The following is a 22,506-nucleotide window of genomic DNA, read 5'->3' as shown; positions in this document are numbered from 1 at the left end:
TGATAACAATGAACAGGTATATTCTTTCGGCTAGTGAACTCAATGAGATCTATGAACTCGTTGAATCTATTCCCGCAGACACGGATCTTGAGACGGACCGTTACTTAATGGAGGCAGCTCTATGGGGATATAATTTACCTTTTGAACTAAAGAAGAAATTAATTGATTTTAAACAATCGGAACAACAATCTCATCTCGTTATATCCGGATTCCCAGTTAATGATGATGATATCGGTCTAACACCCTCCCATTGGAGAGAACGGCCAGATCCTAAATTAACACGAAAGGTAGAAATCTTTTTTTCGTTATGTGGGTCGATTCTAGGAGATTTGTTTGGATGGGGGACCCAGCAACAAGGATATTACATTCACAATATACTTCCTGTAAAGGGAGATGAGAATGAGCAGTTGGGCTCAGGGAGTAATTCGTTACTTTGGTGGCATACAGAAGAAGCCTTTCATGAGTATCGGGCTGATTATCTCGGTTTGTTTTGTTTACGGAATCCGGATTCAGTTGCAACAACTTATGCATCTATAGATATGTTAAATCTGGAAAAGAAGTACAAGGATGTTTTGTTTGAGCCGAGATTTTATATTTTGCCTGATGAATCTCACTTTAGCAAAAATAATGTGGTACAAGATTCATCAGAAATTTTTGATCAATTTGAAGCTAATTATTCATCGAAGCAGCCTTTGTCTATTTTATTCGGTAACTACGACTCTCCCTATATAAGGCTAGACCCGTTTTTTATGGGAGTTATAGATGAGAAAGATGACTTAGCCAGAGAAGCTATGGCACATATCGTATCCCAGATAGAAGATTCAATTATGGATATTTCACTGAAACCGGGAGACATGTTGTTTGTTGATAATTATCGTGCTGTCCATGGAAGAAAACCATTCAGCCCCAAATATGCGGGCAGAGATCGTTGGCTCAAACGCATCAATATTACACGAGACCTTCGAAAGTCGAGAGATAGTAGAAAGAGTGCTGAATCTAGGTTGATACAGCCTAAAATGAAAAATAATGTAGGTGTTTCGACATGGACATGAAGATTTCCAAGCAAAATGTGGAAACGGTCACAGATCTATCCCCTCTGCAAGAAGGGATGCTTTTTGAGCATATGATTAATCCACAGCAGCATCATGTAATATACCATTATCACATCAAAGCTAAATTCCTAGACGAAGAGATTCTTCGCAGGGCATTAGATCATGTAACAGTTCAAAATGACACGTTGAGAACCGTTTTTCGGTGGAAAAAAATAGAAAGACCTATACGTATAGTGTTAAAGGAGTATCATGTGCCGTTCCATTTCACCAATGTATGGAGTGATCAACTCGGTTCTCAAGATCCACAAGGTGTTGATGAACTATTAGGGTCATTGCGCGAAAAAATTGATATTATGCATGCTCCTCTTCATATAGGTCTGTTAAAAACCTGTGAGGAAGAATGGCATATCGTCGTCGCATTTCATCATATTCTGATGGATGGTTGGTCCAATATGCTCTTTATGGAGCAATGGTTAGAAATATATAAACATCTGTTAAAAGACGACACCTATTCCGTAGTTCAAGAAAAAGCAAAATACAGCCAGTTCATTGAAGCCTTAAGACATACGAGCAGTCATTCGGAAAGCGTTTACTGGACGAGCTATTTAGATGGAGCAGTTAAGACCTCCTTATTTAAGAAACATAATCAGAATATAGATTCCTTCACAAACTATAAAATCAATCTTGGCGAAAATAATAAAGATTCGATTATGCATAACATTTCTACCATTCAAAGTACACTGGCCATGGCTGTTTATTCTACATGGGGAATCTTGCTTCAGAAATATGCACAAAGTGAAGATGTGCTGTTTGGGGTGGCTGTTTCCGGAAGAAATATGGAAGTCGAAGCTATTGATGAAACAATAGGACTTTTTATCAATACAATCCCTTTTAGGTTCAAACACAGTTCTGATGTTAATGTACAGCAGGTATTACAGGAGTGTGCCGGTCGCTTCCATGATGGCATTGCATTTGAACACACACCTTTGACTCGAATTCATGAATGGTCAGGTTTTGGGAAGATAAATCGTTTGTTTGACACCGTTGTGGTCATTGAAAACTACCCTATGAATATAGAAAGTATGGAGAAAAATCATAACATTTCTATCCTGAATTATGAGGTTCATGAGACTAATCCATACGATATTACACTAACGGTTACGCCATCGGAAAGAGATGTTGAGTTTAATTTCAGCTACAATAGAGAGATTTTTGAAGATGAATTCATAAAAGGATTATCAGATCAGTTTATCCATATATTAAACCGAATGTTGAGCAACCCTCAGATGAAGTTGGAGAAGCTCTGGTATTTACCTGATGTGACAGCAGAGAATCTGGATCAGAAACCTTTATCAGACCTAGAGTCGATTCGTGCTTACAAGGAGAAAACACTAGATTTAATCTTCGATGAAATTTGCGTGGAGAAATCAGGGGATGTAGCGTTGGTATATAAGAACCATATTCTTACCTACGCAGAATTAAAAGTAAGGGTCGATTCATTTGCTAACTTCCTTCACAATCAATTGGATATTAGAGCAGATGATAGGGTAGGAATATGTTTACCACGTTCGGCTGAGTTAATTATTGCTATTTTGGGTGTGTTAAGAGCCGGTGCAGCTTATGTACCAATTGACCCGACATTGCCCGAAGAGCGCATTCAATACCTTGTTGAGGATAGTGGTATGATCGCCTTGGTAACGGATACAATCCCTGAAAATTATGACTTCCCCATGAGGCTTATTACATTAGAAGACTGGCATTCTTCTTCGAGTTCGAGTTCTATAATCATGGATTCAAGAATCCATGATGTCAGCTCACTAGCTTATGTCATCTATACGTCTGGTTCAACAGGAAAACCAAAAGGCGTTATGGTAGAGCATCGAAACGTTATTCAGTTTTTTGAGAGTTTAAATGATTACTTTAAACCGAGTACGAAGGATGCTTTACTATCGGTTACGACCGTTTCATTTGACATTTCCGTTCTGGAGTTGTTATGGACTTTATGTAACGGGATACAGGTTGTATTAAAAGTAGATGACCATGAACAATTTGAAAGTTACGACGCTTACTTAAATACGTCCCGCAAACTAGATTTCAGCCTCTACTTTTTTGGTAATGCCAATCGGGATAAGCAGCCTGAAAACGAGTATCAATTGTTATTTGAATCTTCCATTTTTGCAGATAAACATGATTTTGAAGCAGTATGGACGCCTGAACGTCACTTTCATGAGTTCGGTGGGAAGTTTCCTAATCCTGCGATAACCAGTGCTGCTATAGCAGCTGTCACTCAAAAAATCCATATTCGAGCGGGCAGCATTGTCTCCCCTTTACAAGACAGTTTGCATATCGCTGAAGACTGGGCCATGATTGACCAGCTTTCCTCTGGTCGCGTAGGAGTATCTTTTGCATCAGGATGGCATGTAGACGATTTTAGCTTGGCACCGGAACGATTTGAGAACAAAGAGGAACACATGTACAAACAAATAAAAGAAGTCAAAACATTATGGTGTGGTGGAGAGATTAGTAGAATCAATGGATTAGGTCAAACCACATCACTGCGTGTATATCCCAAGCCTGTTCAGGAAAACTTGCCGATCTGGATCACATCTGCAGGAAATCCAGATACATTTCAGAAGGCTGGGCAAATAGGTGCTAACGTACTTACACATCTACTAGGACAAGACTTGGAAACGTTAAGGAGTAATATCGATATTTACAGGAAATCCCTGTTGGAATCGGGGTTTTCTCCAGATACAGGCAAGGTAACTCTGATGATCCATACTTACTTGGGTGATGAACTTGAGGAAGTAAAGAAAATAGTTAAAGAGCCGTTTTGTAACTATTTGCGTTCTAGTGCCGGACTTGTTCAAAGATTGATTGATAAACTCCACGAGGATTTTAACATTGAGTCAGAAGATGAAATGTATGAATTTGCTTTTAAACGATATTGGAATAAAGCAGCATTGTTTGGAACGGTAGAGACATGTCAAGTCATGGTAGACGAGCTTGTTCATATCGGAGTCAATGAAATTGCAAGCCTGATTGATTTTGGAATTGATTCTGTAAAAGTCTTGGAAGGGTTAGAACGATTAAACGAATTAAGGATGAAGAGTTTCAAAGAATATGAGAAGCTTCAAGTTCATAAGGAGAAGATGAGACCCATTAATTATTTTCAAACCACTCCTTCTCGGCTACAACATATTCTAAATGATTCATCATCACACGAATTTTTAAAATCTCTGACAACAATCATTATTGGTGGGGAAGCATTTCCAGTGGAAATGTTCCACAAGCTCCGTCATATTACGGATGCCCGAATCATAAATGCTTATGGCCCTACGGAGACAACGATCTGGTCGGCGTTATTGGATGTGGAGCAGAATAAGCGTGATTTTATACCGATCGGAAACCCATTACCCGGCGAAATGATCTATGTGGTGGATGAAAAACTCAGACCTTTGCCCCCTTACATTCAAGGTGAAATTGTAATTGGTGGAGGTGGCGTTTCGAGAGGTTACTTGAACAGAGAGCAACTAACGAACGAAAAATTTATTTACCTTCCTTCTGACCTGCGACAACAACAAGGAAAGTTCTTTAGAACTGGAGATCTTGGAGTCATACGGTCCGATGGATCGCTTGAATACCTCGGAAGAAAAGATAATCAAGTAAAAATTTCTGGATATCGCATCGAGTTGGAGGAAATAGAAGCTTTCATCCGTGCGATTGAGGGAGTTGTGAAAACCGTTGTGTTCGAAGGTGAATTCCAGGAAGGGTCAGATGCAGTGTTGAACGCCCTAATTGTTGTTCAACCACCTCTTAACAAAGAGTATATTCGTAAAATATTATATCGGCGGTTACCACGGTATATGGTTCCAAGGAACATTGTTCTCGTTGATGATATCCCCCTCAACACAAGTGGCAAAATTGATCGGGGTGCAGCAAAAAAAATGGATTTGCGGCAATTTTATGTGGAGGAAGAGAACGTTCTTCCCCAAAGTGAGGAAGAAATATTAGTCGCTGAAGTCTGGAAGCAGGTTCTTGCCCGTGATGAAATCAGTATTTCTGATGACTTTTTCTCACTCGGTGGAGATTCTATCAAAGCTATGCGTGTTGTAGCACTATTGAAGAAAAAAGATTATGAGATTGATGTGAAAGATATATTCCAACGCTCTACCATTAAAAGTCTCATTGCGAGCAAAAACAGTATTGGACGGAGTACGATACCTAGCGTAGATACTGGCAAAAAAGTGCCTTCCAGCAAGCGGAGAAGTCATTATCAATATGGTCAATTAAATAATGAGCAATTGCAACAGGTGGAACATATCATTCAAGAAAATAAAAAAATGGGAGGTTCACATCCATGAGTGATGTTCAAAGAATAGATGTTGTCCCCCCAATACAGGCAGGATTGATGTTCCATCTTATTAACGATGAACATCCTGATGGGACATATGTTGAACAGTTTGTTGTTCAGATCGAGGGACTATTCCAATACGATAAATTTATAGAGGCTTTGCACGGCATCACGAAACGGTGTGAAGTAATGCGAACTACTTTCTTACATGAAGATCTTGATCAAGTGGTAAGGATAATCAGGAAGGAAGGATTCACAAGAGTGAATCACATGGATGCTTCCAAACTGGAGGGAGACGATGTTGAAGACCTCTTATGTAAGCTGCTGGTTGAAGACCGTACAAAGCCTTTTGTGGTATCAGAAGAAGCGCCCATACGATTTTCTATCCTCTCGACCAGCGACAACTCATTTAAACTGATTTGCAGTTATCATCATATACTCATTGATGGTTATTCCTTCAAAATTTTGTTAAGGGATCTTTTGGTTAATTATGACAATGTGTTGCATGCCCGTGGAACGGATATCCAGCTGTTGGGAATGCCAGATGCCCATTTCATTCAATGGTTGAATGAGCAAGATTGGATGGGAGCATCCGATTATTGGAATTCTTATTTGGCCAATTACGATTCCAATTATTCAATTCCAAAGAGAAATTATCAAGATGTTATATCCGAGTATAAAGAATTGAAACTTGTAGTTGATCCAGAATTGTTCAAGAACTTAAAATCCGTTGCTGCTGCATATCGTGTAACGATTAACGTAGTGTTCCAAGGAATATGGGCAATGATGTTACAACGATACGCTAATTCGGAGGACGTTGTATACGGATTGGTCACTTCACTTAGAGATCCCGGAATTGAGAATATCGAACATGCCTTAGGGGTATTCTTAAACACGATTCCAATGCGAGTGATATCAACCTCAAATACAACTCTGGTAGATTTGCTTAGAAACATTCAAAATGACATGTTCAAATCGAGAGAGTTTTCATATTATCCGCTGCACCAAATTCAGGGGGAAAGCGAAATTTCTCAGGATTTAATTGATCACATCTTAATTTTTAATAATCATGGGGATATTCCTGCTGAGGATCAATTTTCTTATGATCTTAACGATCAAATTACAGGAATGAATGTGAGTAATGTGACATTTGCTTCAAAATCACACTATCCATTAGAAATGATATTTGATATATATACTAACCATGCTGAGCTATCCATTATTTATGATCGTAACCGTTATGATTGGGAGTTGCTCAACTTGTTTAAAGGCCACTTCCTTCGAATTGTCCAATTGGTAGCTGACCAAAAAACGGAATTGATCAGAGATTTTGATATGTTGACTGCTCAGGAAAAAGGGAAGTTATTGAGTAGGCAGGAGCTTACTAGCATGCCGGAGTTCTCATCCGTTTTTCATATGTTTGAACAACAGGCTAATGCTCATCCTAATGAAACTGCTGTAGTCAGTATACAACGGACTATGACCTATAGAGAACTTCTAAGGGAATCAACCAATCTCTCCAATGAAATGATTTCAATGGGGTTGCTTAAGGGAACGGCAGTGGGTTTGTTGTTTGATCGTAATGAATGGTTCATCATTGGTGCTCTGGCAATATTAAGATCTAACTTACGTTATGTTCCTTTGGATCCGGAAGCGCCTGAAGATCGAAATCTATATATTATGCAGGATAGCGGTATTCAATTATTGCTTTCGGAGAAGAAACTTTGGGAAGCACAAGACAGGAATTATGAAGGAATGAACTGTCTGTTTATTGACAAAGCTTCCCTTTCCGATTCGGACCAAAAACCGAGCGCTTTAACTTATCCAGTTCTGTCTGATGACGGAGCTTACATTATCTACACTTCCGGAACAACAGGAAGGCCCAAAGGGGTTGAGATGCAACATAAGAGTATTATCAACCTAGTAAGAGGTCTATCTCTTGAAATATATGCACCCTTTGAGAAGAAACTAAATGTGGCTCAGCTTGCGCCATTTTTCTTCGACCAATCCATAGAGGAGATTTTCGGTTCTTTATTGCTTGGTCACACCCTATTCGTTGCGACAAACGAAGAACGTTTGAATCAGGAGCAATTACTTCACTTCCTTGATAATCATGCAATTCAAATGATGAATGGCAGTCCTAGTTATATCAGATCTGTTCTTTTTGAAAACAAACAACCACGATTTTTGCGCCGCTTATTAATTGGTGGTGAAAAGGTGCCTCATCAGTTGCTGGAGGACTTGTTTCAATTATACGGGCAGGAAGATCTGGAAGTATTTAATGTATATGGTCCAACGGAATGTTGTGTGGATGCAACGTACTACAAAGTAAACCTGAATGAGATCAAGAGTTGGCAAACTACGCCTATCGGTAAACCAATGATGAATAAAACGGCATATATTCTGGACAAATATGATCGTTTGCAGCCAGTTGGCATTTCAGGAGAACTCGTAATTGGAGGAGAGGGCCTCTCCACGGGTTATATACGCTTGCCGGATATGAGCCGGTCCAGATTTGTGCCGAATCCTTTTTTGCATAATGAACAAATGTATCGTACAGGAGACCAAGCTAAATGGTTATCGAGCGGTTATATTGATTTTTTAGGCCGTAACGATCGAATGGTAAAGCTGCATGGTTATCGAATTGAATTGGAAGAAATCGAAAAATGTCTGTTATCTCATAATGCTATAGAAGAAGTCGCTGTCTTATTGAAAGATACCGAAGATCGAAAATTTCTATGTGCATTTGTTGTTGTAACTGAGGGGAAAAAGATATTGGACCATGACTTGAAACTATGGGCCTCACGGACTTTACCTCCTTATATGGTGCCAACAAAAATAGTCTTTTTAGAGGAGTTTCCTCTCTCTGATCGTGGTAAGGTGGAACATCATCTACTAGAGCGAATGAATGTAACGGGTGGTAGTTCAGAACAAGTTACTCGAGATCCTGAAGTGATGAAAATCATTCATCTATGGGAGGGGATTTTTAAGTTTGAGGGCATTGGGCCACAGGATCACTTTTTCGAGCTTGGAGGGCATTCTCTATATGCGGCTAACTTCATTTCTAAGTTGAAAAAAGAAATGGGAATCAATGCAACACTCAAAGAGTTATTTCTATATCCTACACCCGCCGATTTTGCAAAATTAATCAAACACAAACTTGTTCAGGGTTCCTCTGTTGAAGAACTCGAACCGATGTTTGAAGCAACGTCTACGCAATATTCGTTGACACCTGCTCAGACACGTATGTTCCTAATGCACCAAATGAACATGAACAGTACAAAGTACAATATCTCTGGGAAATTTAGGATTAATAAACCGTTGGATACTAGTAGGCTTCGGACTTGTTTTCATCGTTTGTTGAAAGAACACGAGATTCTAAGAACACGCTTTTCGGTCGAGGATGGGACCATCATGGCAAGCATATTGCAGGAGTGGAATTTCAATGTACATGTGTGGCAATCTGAGCCAGCTGATGACGAATGGATAACAAGTTTTGATTTGAATGATGCTCCTTTGCTGCGAGTCTCTGTTTTTGAAGTAACCGAAGAGTGCTTTGACTTATTTATTGATATGCATCATATCATAACTGACGGCATATCAAACTTGAATTTAATCAATCAATTCATTCTTTTATATGATGGCGAGCCTGTAGAAGCAAATTACAGCTCTTATAAATATTATGCCTTATGGTTTGAAAGTTATATGAAATCGCAGAAATCTCGGGACGATCAGGCGTACTGGTATGGAAAACTAGAGGCTGAACGAACAGATTTTACTTTATTACCTGACTACTCAAGAACATCGGAACAAGATGGAAAAGCCGAGACTGTTTGGATTGAACTGAACGCTGCGATGACTGCTTCACTTCGAGAATTGGCGAAGGGTCAAGACGCGACCTTATTTAGTGTATTGCTGGCCGCTTATAACGTGATGATATACAAGTATAACGGACAAGAAGATGTATTATTGGGTACAGCTGTGTCAGGACGGACTCAGCCCGGCTTTGAAGAAAGTGTGGGCTTATTTGTAAACACCATCGCTTTAAGGAATTACCCATCTGGTGGGAAGACATTTACCGATTTTTTGAATGAAGTAACGGATTCATTAATGAATGATCTTGAACACCAGGATTATCCGTTTGATCAGCTTGTTGACGATCTCTCAATCAAGAGGGAGCGATCCCGCAATCCTATTTTTGACGTCATGTTTATTATGCAAAATAGGACACATGCAGACAATCAAATGAATGAACATGATGATATTGTTGAACACGTCGTTCCGAGCGGTGATGCCAAATTCGACTTACTGATCGAAGTGTTCGAACATACAGATGACATGTTAATTAAACTTGAGTTTAATAGCAGTCTGTATACAAAAAATACGATTGAAAAACACGGTGAATATCTCGTTCATTTAATTGCAGATATCTTGTCAAAGCCTCATGAGAAAATTGCTAATCTTAACTTTATGAGACAAGTAGAGGTGGACGATATCATCCGAGAGTTTGATCGTACACAGATGGAATTCCCTGTTGGCAAGACGATTCAGCATCTTTTTGAACAACAGGTTGCAACAGTACCTGATCATATTGCTGTTAACGATCAAGTTGAAGCGCTTACGTATCGTCAACTGAACGAACGTAGCAACCAAGTGGCCAATGCTTTACTAAACAAGGGCGTATCTGCTGGGCATTTCGTTGCCTTGCATATGGACAGATCTATCCATGCGATCGTCAGCATACTGGCTATCCTAAAGGTCGGGGCAGCATATGTACCCATTAATACGAAGTATTCTGATGATTTGATTCGTTACATTATGGAGGATTGCGGTGCAGAATTTGTTATCGCTGACTTACCATCTGACGTATGGGATGCATTCGATGCATCCGGAAAGAAAATAAGCTTGAGTGATCTGGTTGAGATTTATGAGAACGGAGATACAACAAATCCGGCGATTGCCCCTACACCTGAACATCTGGCATACCTAATCTATACATCTGGAACTACAGGCAAGCCTAAAGGAGTTATGATCACACACGCCAATATCGTTAGATTGTTTGAGAATGAAGCACCGTTCTTCCCATTTCATGAGCAGGAAGTCTGGGCCCTGTTTCATGCATTGAGCTTTGATTATTCAGTATGGGAAATGTACGGGGCTCTTCTCAAAGGCGCCAGATTGGTCATTGTTCCAAACGAGGCTGTGTACGATAACCGTGAATTTTTGCAGTTGCTAATTCGGGAGAAGGTAACCGTGCTTAACCAAACTCCGGGAGCTTTGTATGCATTAATTAGAGTCATTTTGGGGCAAGGCGTGGATCTGCCTTTGAAATATGTCCTTTCTTCAGGTGAAGCGATTCACCCGATAAGGTTACTTGCTTTTCATGAAGCTTATCCCGAAATAAAGATCTTAAATATTTATGGGATCACAGAAACAACCGTTTTTACAACATATAAGGAACTTCGACATGAGGAGATGGCTACGGATAATCGAAGTGTTGGAAGACCGATTCCTACTTTGAGCACATATTTGCTGAATAAAGATGGACAGCTTTCTCCACAAGGTGGAATAGGCGAACTGTATGTGGGTGGAGCAGGTGTTGCAAGAGGTTATTTGAACCGAGAAGAACTCAACCAAGAGAGGTTCCTGGACAACCCATTCGCTGCGAATCAAAAAATGTACAAGTCTGGAGATTTAATGCGAATGTCGTCTGAGAGGGAGCTTGAGTATGTTGGTAGAATTGACGATCAAGTGAAAATAAGAGGATATCGCATAGAATTATCAGACGTTGAAGAAAATTTGCTGAAATATTCTGAGATTGAAGGAGCTTCGGTTCTGCCATTGGGAGAACACCCAAATAACTACTTGTGTGCTTTTTATGTTTCGCAGAGACAGCTGCCAATCGAAGAGCTTAAAAGCCATCTTAATCAAAAACTTCCTTCTTATAGTGTGCCCTATAAATATGTACATCTAAATACATTTCCCCTTACATTAAACGGCAAAATAAATCGTCGAAAGTTGATTGAGTTAGCCGAATGTATGGAAGCGAATCCCATAACTCTACCAAGGAACGAAATGGAAATGAAGATATCCGTTTATTGGTCTGATCTCTTGGAGAAGCAGGGATTCGGGATTGAGGATGATTTCTTTGAATTAGGCGGAAATTCGTTACAAGCTATGCAGTTGGCGGATTTCTTGCAGAAGGAATATCAGATCTACTTCACAATCAAAGATGTATTTGATAATCCAACGATTGCTTCGTTATCAAATGAAGTTGCTAAATCGTCCAGAAGGAACAGAGAGAAACTTATAGCGACGAATGTAATTACCGGAGCTCGTTATCCATTATCTTTAGCCCAAAACAGAATCTTTCTACTGAGTCAACATCCTAACATCGGGATGTCGTATAACATTGTAAGTAAGTTCGATTTGTTTGGGGCATTTGATTTTTCACGCCTTGAATCTGCTCTCAAAACAATCATAGAGCGGCATTCCGTATTGCGTTACCGTTTTGGATATCACAAAGGCATGCCTGTGCAGTTTATGGGAGATTACGATAATTTTTTATACTGGTTTGATTCGACAATCGAAACGCGAGATCAGTTAATGGCTCAGTTTTTGCAGCCTTTCGATGTTGTTGGGGAAGTACCACTCTTCTCGGCAGCAGTAATACGGATAGAGAATCAACATCATGTATTGGTTATAAATATTCAACATCTGATCAGTGATGGAATCTCTATGGGGATTTTGGAACGTGAGCTGGTGGCGTTGCTTAGGGGAGAAACATTGCCATCCATTGAATACCAGTATCATGATTATGTGAATTGGGAAACGGATCGTTACAAGCGACAAATGTTGGACATTGACAAAAACTATTGGCTTACGACCTTTAGCGATTTTAAGCCTACCATCGCCTTGAATACAAATACTCATGTTCAGTCCTTTAGAGGCGGAGCGGTTTCATATAGCCTGCCCCAATCCCTCCTCGAAGACTTGACAGATTTATCAAACGACAAGAAAACAACCTTATTTAATGTACTGCTTACCTTATACAAATGTACCTTGCATTTGCTATGGGGATCTGAGGATATCGTTGTAGGAACACCAGTCTCAGGCAGGGTGGAGCAGGAATTTTCCGATACCATGGGCATGTTTGTTAATACATTACCTGTACGCAGCAAGCCACATGGAAGTATGAACTATAATGACTATTTGAATCAAATAAAAATGATTATGCAGGAGGCATTGAAACATCAGCTCTATCCGTTGGATAAGTTGGTGGAAGAGCTTGGGATTGCTACTGCTCCGGGACGATCACCTTTATTCCGTTTCATGTTTTCTTATGAAGTGTGTCGGCCTTCTGTGTTCTATATTGACGAATTGAAGATCGTCGCTAATGAGACTATGGATGATGGCAGCGCCATGATGGATCTTACATTTGGAATCTTGGAGAGCCCTACAGGGACGGAAATTCAGGTCGAATATGATACCTCCCAATTCAGCAAGGATATGGTCGAATATATAGTTGAAACTTTCGTTGAGATTGCGAGCCAGGTTCGAGATGATCATGATATTAAATTGAATCAGATTAAAATTAAGCAGCAGAACGAGAGTGAAGGCGAATGGAATACGCAGCAATTCGAGTTTGATTTTTGATCTACTGATCTACTGTAATTGTAACAGTCGTCGGCAATATGATTGTCGACGACTAATCAAATGGGAGAAAGCGAGGGATTATGGTGCCTACTGAAAAGAACATGGATGAAGCAAAACAGTTTTGGGAAAACGTGCTGGGGAACGAATCATATCCAGCTACAGATATAACCATGCGAGTACACCCGTACACCTTGTCGGAAGGACAAGGATTGGTTCGAAGAACAATGGATCAACAGACAGTCGAGCTTTTGAAACAAAAATGTAAACATAATGATTCATTAATATTTACTTATCTTCTAACCATATGGAATACGATGTTTGGTCAGTATACAAGAAGTAGACGTACCGCCGTTGGTATTCCTAATATGAAATCTAATTACAGAATCCCTCAAGTGAGCCTGACGTTACCTTACTTTCAAGAATGGAAGGCCGAGACTAGTTTAAAAGAAGTGTTGATCGAGGCCAAAAGTAAACTTGATACTTTGTATGAACATGCGTCAATTCCTCCATTCGTTGAAAAAAATAATCAGCCAATGGACACACTGTACAACGTAATTATCGGCTATGAACCTCTTCATGGAAGCAACAGCATAGATAGTCTCTCACAAAAGTATCCGATCGTTCTTTGGATGAGTAGCGCGTTGGATGAATTGGCAATAAGCGCAGCTTATCAAGCCGATTTTAGTGAAGAGCAAGTGCGAGCGATGTTGCGTCATTATGAACAACTACTTTTTAATTCACTTAAAGGTTCATCGGACGTCAGAATAAGTGAACTGTCAATGTTATCGCAGGAGGAACATACACAAATAGCATATGTGTTCAACGAAAGAAAAATAGTGGAGGAACCAGAATTACCGCTAGCTAAGTTGTTTGAGAAGTATACTCTTAGGTTTTCCCAGCGGAGAGCCGTACAAGATCCAGATGAAGCATTAACTTACGAACAGCTGGCTGAACGCTCAGATCATATCGCTTATGCTTTGCTGGCTCAAGGCTTGAGACCAGGAGAGGTAGTTGCTTGTATCTGTGAACGATCTGTTAATACCGTTTCCAGTTTGTTGGGGATACTTAAAGCGGGTGGCGTTTTCTTACCCATTGACCCGTCATCTCCAGCAGGAAGAGTGGAATACATGTATAAAGATAGTGGGGCTAGAATGGCTCTTGTCTCGGCAAAAATGGTCTCCAAAACGGAGCAATTTGAATCTAAGATCCTAATCATAGAGGATGTAATACAGTTTGCTTATGAAAAAAATCAAGAATTCCCCTCTGTTCCTGTCCATCAAGGTGCATGCATTATATACACATCTGGAACTACAGGAGAGCCGAAAGGCATTTTGTTTGAACATCAGATGTTAATACATCACACTAGTGCTTATGGTAAATATGTTGTTTCATACGAAGAGCCTAAACATATTGGTTTGATTGCACCTTACTTTTTTGATGCTTTTTTGGAAGCTGTATTCTATGGCTTGTTTAACGGACATACCCTCATAGTCATATCTGAAGAAACTCAACGAGACGGTAGATTATTAATGGAATACTTAGGGGATAACGAAGTTCATATGTTGAATTGTACACCTACACATATTCGCATATTAATGTCTTGTCCTCCTCATTTATTTCAGAATTCCCATTTAGAATTACTTTTAATTGGGGGAGAGCCTTTAAAGGAATCTTTAGTTCATGAGATTCGAGAAAATTTTAGACAAAATGCGCCAAACATTATTAATTGTTATGGACCAACAGAATGCTGCATTGAGGTAACGGCTTATAACGTGGTTGAGACATCAGACTTACCGGGGAACGCCATCCCTATAGGTAAGCCTATAAAAAACGTTGGTGCATACATTCTTGGGCCTAACAATGAAATTTTGCCTGTTGGGGTCATAGGTGAACTCTGCTTTAGTGGAGACAAACTGGCTAAAGGGTATATCGGAAAACCTGCGGAATCTGACAGGGTCTTCATGCCTTCGCCATTTGTATCAGGTGAAACATTGTACAAAACCGGTGATTTAGCGATGTGGCTCGCTGACGGTAACATTGTATTTATTAAACGCATAGATTCACAAGTCAAGGTCCGGGGTAATCGAGTTGAACTCAACGAAATTGAATGGGTTCTTCAACAGCATAGCCAGGTTAAAGAAGCGGTGGTATTACATCAGAATGAGGAACTTTTTGCGTTCCTTGTTATGAAAGATAACTCTGCATTGATGGAGCTTGAAAAGGGAATTAAAGGAAAACTTCCATCATATATGCAACCTAAAAGCTTTACATTTTTAGAGTCTTTCCCCACAAATGCCAATGGAAAGTTGGATAAAAAGGCGTTATACCAGTTGGTGAAATCAGAAGTTTCCGATAATGGGCATTCAGAACTCATAACAAATACCGAGAAAGCACTTGGAACGATATGGAATAATGTACTAGGAATCGAAACAGTAGGCAGAGAGGATCACTTCTTTGAGCGGGGCGGACATTCTCTAAGTGCGGCTGTATTGAGCGGTCAAATATATAAAGAATTCCAGAAAAATGTATCGATTAAACAATTGTTTGCGACACCTGAGCTGTATCATTTGGCAAAGTTTATTGATGACAGCGAAAAGGAGATGAATACCCCAATATCGCCGGCTCCTGTGGCAGCGTTCTATCCATTATCGCTGGTCCAGGAGAGACTATTCATTATACACTCAGCCCATCCTGACAGTACGGCATACAATATGCCAGGGATCATTGAAATAAAAGGTGCTTTGGATCGTCAGCGGTTGGATATGGCTTTGGAAAGATTAATCCTGAAGAATGAAATACTCCGAACCAAGTTTGAAGTGCATGATTATGAACCTGTTCAACGTATCGTGGATAGTACAAAATTCAGTTTAGACTGGCATCAGCTTAACTATGATAAGCTTCAATCTTTCATTGATTCATTTGTGAAGCCTTTCGACTTGGCGAATGCTCCGCTATTCAAGGTAACTGTGGTCGAGTTGGATAAAGATCGGTTCTATGTCCTGTTTGACATGCACCATATTATCGCAGATGGACGAACCTCCCAGATTTTGGTTCAGGAAATATTTGAATTATATAATGGCACAGATGTTCCGGAAAAAATGATCCAATACAAAGACTATGCATACTGGGAGAAAGAGCATACGAATAGCTCTGAATACTTCCATTTAAAGGATTTTTGGATGAAATACATGGGTGGAGTTCTTCCCCAATTGTCTTTACCTTATGATTATGATCGTAACGAACATCAAACGTTCACAGGCTCCGTATGTTTCAAGGAGATTAAAGGCGAGACCGTACACATGCTTAAACAGCTTTCCAAGAAAAATGAAACCACAATGTTTATGAATATCCTTACTGCTTACTATGTATTATTGAACAAATATTCAGGAGATCAAGAATTTATCGTAGGAACAACTTCATCTATACGCGATGATAGCAACCTGGATATGGTTATGGGACCGATGATTAATGCCATACCTATTCGGCAAAACGTTGATCCCGAGGTTACCTTCTCGAAGTTGCTAGATCAGGTGAAGGAAAACGTGGTGAATGTATATGAGCATAAGAGCTATCCATTCCACCAACTGGTAGAAAATATTTCATTTGATCGGATGAACAACCAGAATCCTATATTTAATACCATGGTCATTATGCATCAGTTTAAGGAAGACTTTGATACCGTAGTCGAAGAGATGACGATCAAACCTGTAGCATTCGAAAATAAAACTTCAAAGATGGATCTTTCATTGGAGTTAACAGAACATCAAGATAGCATGACAATTTGCTTTGAATATAACACGCAGTTATTTGCTCAAAGCACTATAGAGAGATTAGCCAATCATTTTATTGAACTTTTAGATCGTATTGCGCAAAAACCTGATGAATGTATCAAAACATATAGCCTTCTTTCTACAGATGAGCAAAATTGGCAAATCTACGAATTGAACCGTAACGAAGTTTCATTATCATTCGAGAGACCAATACATCATCTGATTAGAGAGCAGGCAAGGATAAATCCTGAACGAATTGCAATACGAGAAGGAAATGAAAAGTGGAATTACAGGGAACTGATGCAGCAAGCGGATGCTTTAACCAATCAATTGGTAATGAGGGGCGCTAGTGCTGGGAAAATTGTCGGCATCATGATGGAAAGATCCTCTTCATTGATTGCAAGTATTTTGGCGGTGCTTCAAACGGGAGCAGCCTATTTACCAATAGATCCAATGTATCCTGAAGAGAGAATCAGTTACATTTTGGAAGATAGTCAATGTTTTGCATTAATTAGCGATAAACCTGTTGAGAAATTAGTAGGTGAGTGCAAATTCAACTTGATTGTAAATTCAGAATTGGAACCTTTCGTGGAAACTCAGTGTGATGCTATACCCGAAATTAACATTCTCGAACCAGCGTACATCATTTATACATCAGGTTCTACTGGACAACCCAAAGGCGTAATGATTAGTCACCGGTCATTGTTGAATTATTCTTTATGGGCTGCCAAGGTGTATGTAAGCGGAGAAAAGGATATCGCCTTCCCTTTATATTCTTCAATCGCTTTTGATTTGACGATTACCACTTTATTTACACCATTGATCACAGGAAATAGCATTGTCGTATACAACGATCCACCCGAGGAGTCTCTCAAACGGATCATTCAGGATAACTTGGTCGATATTATCAAATTAACTCCGTCCCATCTGCGGCTAATGAAAGAAATGGAACTTGAGGGCAATCGCATTAAACGTTTCATTGTCGGGGGAGAAGCTCTGGAAACCAAGCTAGCTCGTGATATTGAGTCGATATATGGTAAGGGTACAATCAAAATATATAACGAATATGGTCCAACCGAAACAACCGTAGGTTGCATGATCTGTGAGTTGGAGTCTGATTACAATTCACCATTCGTTTCTATAGGTGTGCCAGCGGACAATACAAAAGTCTATGTTTTGGATAAGTATCTCAATCCTTGTCCTTTAAGCGTGATTGGAGAATTGTATATCTCCGGATTGGGAGTTGGGATGGGGTATATTGGACAAGAAGAACTCACAAGAGAGCGCTTCATTCCAAATCCATTTGAAAACGGAGAATGGATGTATAGAACGGGGGATTTGGCCAAGTTAATGCCGGATGGCAATCTTGCATATGTGGGTAGGATAGATACCCAGGTCAAAGTAAGAGGATATCGGATTGAACTAGGCGAAGTGGAGCATTATTTGAATCAGAACCCAAATATTAAGGAGTCAGTAGTATTCGTTGAGAATGATTCTATTGGTGGATATGCATTAATAGCTTGTGTAGTACCGACTCAATCAAACTCTTCAGATGTTTTGAAAAACGTCGAAGAAGAGTTGCAATTGTATTTACCCCGGTACATGATACCGGACCAAATATATATTATGGATGAAATTCCGTACACTTTAAATGGAAAAGTGGATCGTAAAGCTCTCGCCAAAAAACAGATTTCTACCAATCTTAAAACGAAGGAAAGCACAGATATATCTGATCCAGAACGTATGGATACGTTGACAACGGCATTATCTGAGATGTGGACTTCTTTATTAAATGTTTCGGAGATAAGCATCAATGATAATTTCTTTGATCTAGGTGGGCACTCGCTTAAAGCAATCATGCTCCTCTCCAGAATCAAAAAGAAATTCGAAGTTGAGATTAGTTTGGAATCGTTCTTTGCCAATCCAACAATTGAGATGTTATCGGAACTTGTTGTGAGCCGCCAAAAACCAGTTATTCCAGCAATTAAACCTGTCGAGAACCAAGGTCATTACCCGTTGACATCTGCACAAGTGAGATTATATTTTCTTCAACAATTCAATAATGGAACCGTTTATAACATCGTTGAAAACTTTGTTATTGAGGGTAACTTAGAGAAAGAAAAGTTCGAGTCTGCCTTGAGAAAAATGATTGAACGACACGAAATTTTACGAACCAGTTTTCATTTTACAGAACAGGATGGTTTGGTACAAATGGTTCATGATCCAGACCGTGTTAAACCATTTTTGGAATGGTGCAAAACGTCGGATATCTCTGAATATGAACAACCTTTCGATTTATCTGTTGCGCCATTATTTAGAACAAGAGTGGTCCGATTGGGAATGGAGCGCCATGAAATAAAATTTGATTTCCATCATATTATTTTTGATGGTATTTCTATGGAGTATTTTATCCGTGACTTTGTGAGTTTTTACAATGCAAAACATGAACTTCCTCCACTTAAGATTCAGTATCGAGATTATTCCATATGGCAGGAAGCGTTTTTACAAACGGAAACCTATGCTCAACAGGAGAAGTATTGGTTGGAACAATTGTCTGGAGAATTGCCTGTTCTGGCTTTTCCGACAGATTTTCCAAGGCCAATTGTAAAAAGCTTCAAAGGAGCAACTTTTCGATTCGAGGCAGATTCGTCCGTATCATCCCAATTTTCACAGTTGTGTAAACAGAACGGAATTACATTATATATGGGACTGATTAGCCTCTTTGGATCAACCCTGTACCGCTACACTCAACAAGAAGATATTTTAATAGGGACACCTCTAGCTGGAAGAAAGCAGCAGGAATTGGAAGGTGTTATAGGGATGTTTGTAAATACGACAGTACTTCGTCTTGCACTTACAGGAGAAATGACCTATACACAACTGATAGAAGCAGTCAAAAGAAATACCATTCAGATGTTAGAGTATCAAGATGTTCCTTTTGAACAATTGGTTGAACGTCTCCATGTGGAGAGGGACACTTCGCGTAACCCCATTTTTGATGTTATGTTTGCTTTGCAAAATTATGATGATGGGGGCCTTGCAATTCAAGACTCCATAACAATTGTACCTGTAAGTCCAGAAATGGGAAGTTCAAAATTTGATTTGACACTGTTTGCTTGGGAGGAAAATGAACAGATCTCGTTCTGTTTTGAATACAGTACTGATCTTTTCGAAGAACAAACGATTAAACGTCTATCGACGCATTTTATGAATTTAATGCGCGATGTTATTAGACAGCCCAATGCGCCTATAGCACATTTAAATATGCTTGCAGATCATGAGAAGAGACATTTGAATGTGGATATTCGTTCTAGCGGGAAGGAAACCCAACCCATAACACTCTATCACTGGTTTGAACAGCAGTGTGAGCATACGCCAGAGGCTGTTGCATTAATTCACGATGACATTCAACTTACGTATTCCGAATTACATCGGCGTACTCAGACGGTGGCCGGAGCGCTTGCTTTAAAAGGAGCTGAAGCAGGGACGATTGTGGGTGTGATGATGGAGCGTTCCCCAGAAATGATTATCTCGATTCTGGCGGTGCTTCAAACGGGAGCAGCTTACTTGCCATTAGATCCCGAATATCCCGATCAACGTCTGCAATACATGCTGGATGATAGCATGACGGATGTGTTGATGACGGATAATCAAACCAGCACAAAGATGCTTGCAGAATTTCAGGGACAGCGCTTTAACGTGCAGGATATCGAATACGATTATGTATCGGAGACTATTTCTGGAAGTTATCCGGACACCGAAGCATTAGCCTATGTCATCTATACTTCTGGATCAACAGGAAATCCAAAGGGAGTCAAGGTAAGCCATGCAGCCATTTTTAATACGCTGAAATGGAGAATAAACCATTATTCGTTTGGGTTAGGTGATAATACACTTCAAGTACCTTCTTTATCCTTTGATAGTTCTGTAGAAGATATTTTCTGTGCATTATTGTCAGGAGCAACGTTGACATTAATGTCGTCGAAGGATCGATTGGATGTTACAGCACTAACTAAAATTGCAGAGCGACATAAAATTACTCATTTTCTGATGGTCCCTAGTATGTATGCCGCTATATTGGAAACTAAGCCGGATTTCAATTATCTTAAATCGGTAACTGTAGCTGGAGAATCAGTTCATGCGCATCTCGTAAACAATCATTTTGCATTATTCCCTGACGTGAGGTTGTTTAATGAATATGGGCCAACCGAATGCAGTGTTTGTACGACAGTTCATGAATTCAAGGCAGAAGATACACAAATTCGCATTGGAAAACCTATCGATAACATGGAAGTTTATATTCTGGATAACCATGAAAGAATAGTACCCATTGGAGTACCTGGAGAACTGTATATAACAGGAAAGGGCCTTTCCAAAGGTTATTTGAATGACGATGTAAAAACGAGTCAACGTTTTGTTCATGTAACCGAATTGCCAAATCAATTATTGTATCGTTCGGGTGACCGGGGGAGATGGTTATCAGATGGTACACTGGAATATTGGGGTAGAACTGACAATCAGGTGAAAATCAGGGGATATCGGGTTGAGCTTGAAGAGATTGAACGCAGTGCAATGCAGATGGACTGTGTTACACAAGCTGTTGCAGTAATGAAGAAAACCGATGACAGCCAACGTCTTGTTCTTTATGTCATCATGGATGTGAGCGAGCCAATAGAAGATTCACAATTAAAGAAAGAACTTGCTCAGAAATTACCACCATTTATGACACCCGAAGATGTGATATTCCTGAATGAATTCCCTCGAACGGCTAATGGGAAGATTGATAAGTTGGAGTTGTCCTTGCGTGAGGATCTTACGGGTTTGATTGATCGTCCAATGGAGAATGAGTCGTTGAACCAAACGGAGGCTGTTTTGTTTGATGCATGGAACATTGTATTAAAACATCATCATATAAGCAGACATGACAACTTCTTTGAGGTTGGTGGTAACTCGCTCCTGCTAATACAGCTGCATGCCAGACTAAATGAAGCATTCTCGGGATTGTTGACGATTACGGATTATTTCACTTATCCAACCCTTCGAGAAATGGCTCAATATCTGGATGACACAGTTACGGGTAAGGAAGGGTCCCGAACCAATGAGGCAAGCAGAGTTACTTTGGGAAGCGACCTTGCCGCTATGGGATTATCGGATGGAGCAATGTATCGGGTGATTTTGGCTGAGGAGAAGGTAAGTATTTTGAATGAAATGGCTAAAGGCATGGCTGTGGATATTCAAGATATTACGTTTGCTATTTGGGTATATACACTGAATCAGTATGCTCAATTGGAGAATATCTCCATTGATTTAGGGGTTTCCGAAGATTCTATCGTGCATTGTGATGTTCACTTGCCTGAATTTGAAAGCTTGGAGGAATTGGTGAGCTATCTCTATGAAAAAAGATATGATCCGAAGTCAAACAAACATGACTTTGAGATGCATTATCCAGATGGAGAAGCCAGTATTTTATATACATGGAAATCGTCCAGTTCCTTGTATCAAAAATACGATATTACATTGTTAGCACAAGAAAATGAAGAAGGACTAACCATTCAATTTATCGGCAGCTCCAGAATACGTGAGCAAACAATACAAGAGATTACCGAACTCTACGTCGCTATGATATCGGCTGTTTGTGACCAGGTTTCTAACAACACAACAGTTTGAGGAGGGG

General features: G+C 39.8%; 4 protein-coding genes. All 4 read left to right on the top strand.

Going from position 1 to position 22,506, the window contains the following annotated elements:
- Positions 1 to 8: 8 nt before the first annotated feature.
- The 4 genes from gntD to PTQ21_RS29005 all read left to right on the top strand — a co-directional run bounded on the left by gntD (position 9) and on the right by PTQ21_RS29005 (position 22,499).
- Positions 9 to 1,052, top strand: coding sequence for a guanitoxin biosynthesis L-enduracididine beta-hydroxylase GntD (gntD, locus tag PTQ21_RS29020; protein WP_274568070.1), 1,044 nt, complete (start codon positions 9 to 11; stop codon positions 1,050 to 1,052).
- The gene (locus PTQ21_RS29015) at positions 1,043 to 5,416 is read left to right on the top strand and encodes a MupA/Atu3671 family FMN-dependent luciferase-like monooxygenase (protein WP_274568069.1); all 4,374 of its coding nucleotides are present in this window, start codon (positions 1,043 to 1,045) and stop codon (positions 5,414 to 5,416) included. The genes gntD and PTQ21_RS29015 overlap by 10 nt, the downstream gene beginning before the upstream one ends.
- Complete coding sequence (locus tag PTQ21_RS29010) at positions 5,413 to 13,062, top strand: non-ribosomal peptide synthetase (protein WP_274568068.1); 7,650 nt, start codon at positions 5,413 to 5,415, stop codon at positions 13,060 to 13,062. Before PTQ21_RS29015 ends, PTQ21_RS29010 begins: the two co-directional genes overlap by 4 nt.
- Positions 13,063 to 13,163: 101 nt before the next feature.
- Positions 13,164 to 22,499, top strand: a complete 9,336-nt coding sequence (locus PTQ21_RS29005; RefSeq protein WP_274568067.1) for a non-ribosomal peptide synthetase — start codon at positions 13,164 to 13,166, stop codon at positions 22,497 to 22,499.
- The last annotated feature ends 7 nt before the right edge of the window (positions 22,500 to 22,506 follow it).

It is taken from the genome of Paenibacillus marchantiae (genome assembly GCF_028771845.1).
In the GTDB taxonomy this organism is placed as follows: Bacteria; Bacillota; Bacilli; order Paenibacillales; family Paenibacillaceae; genus Paenibacillus; species Paenibacillus marchantiae.
This window is presented reverse-complemented; position numbering and strand designations above follow the sequence as displayed.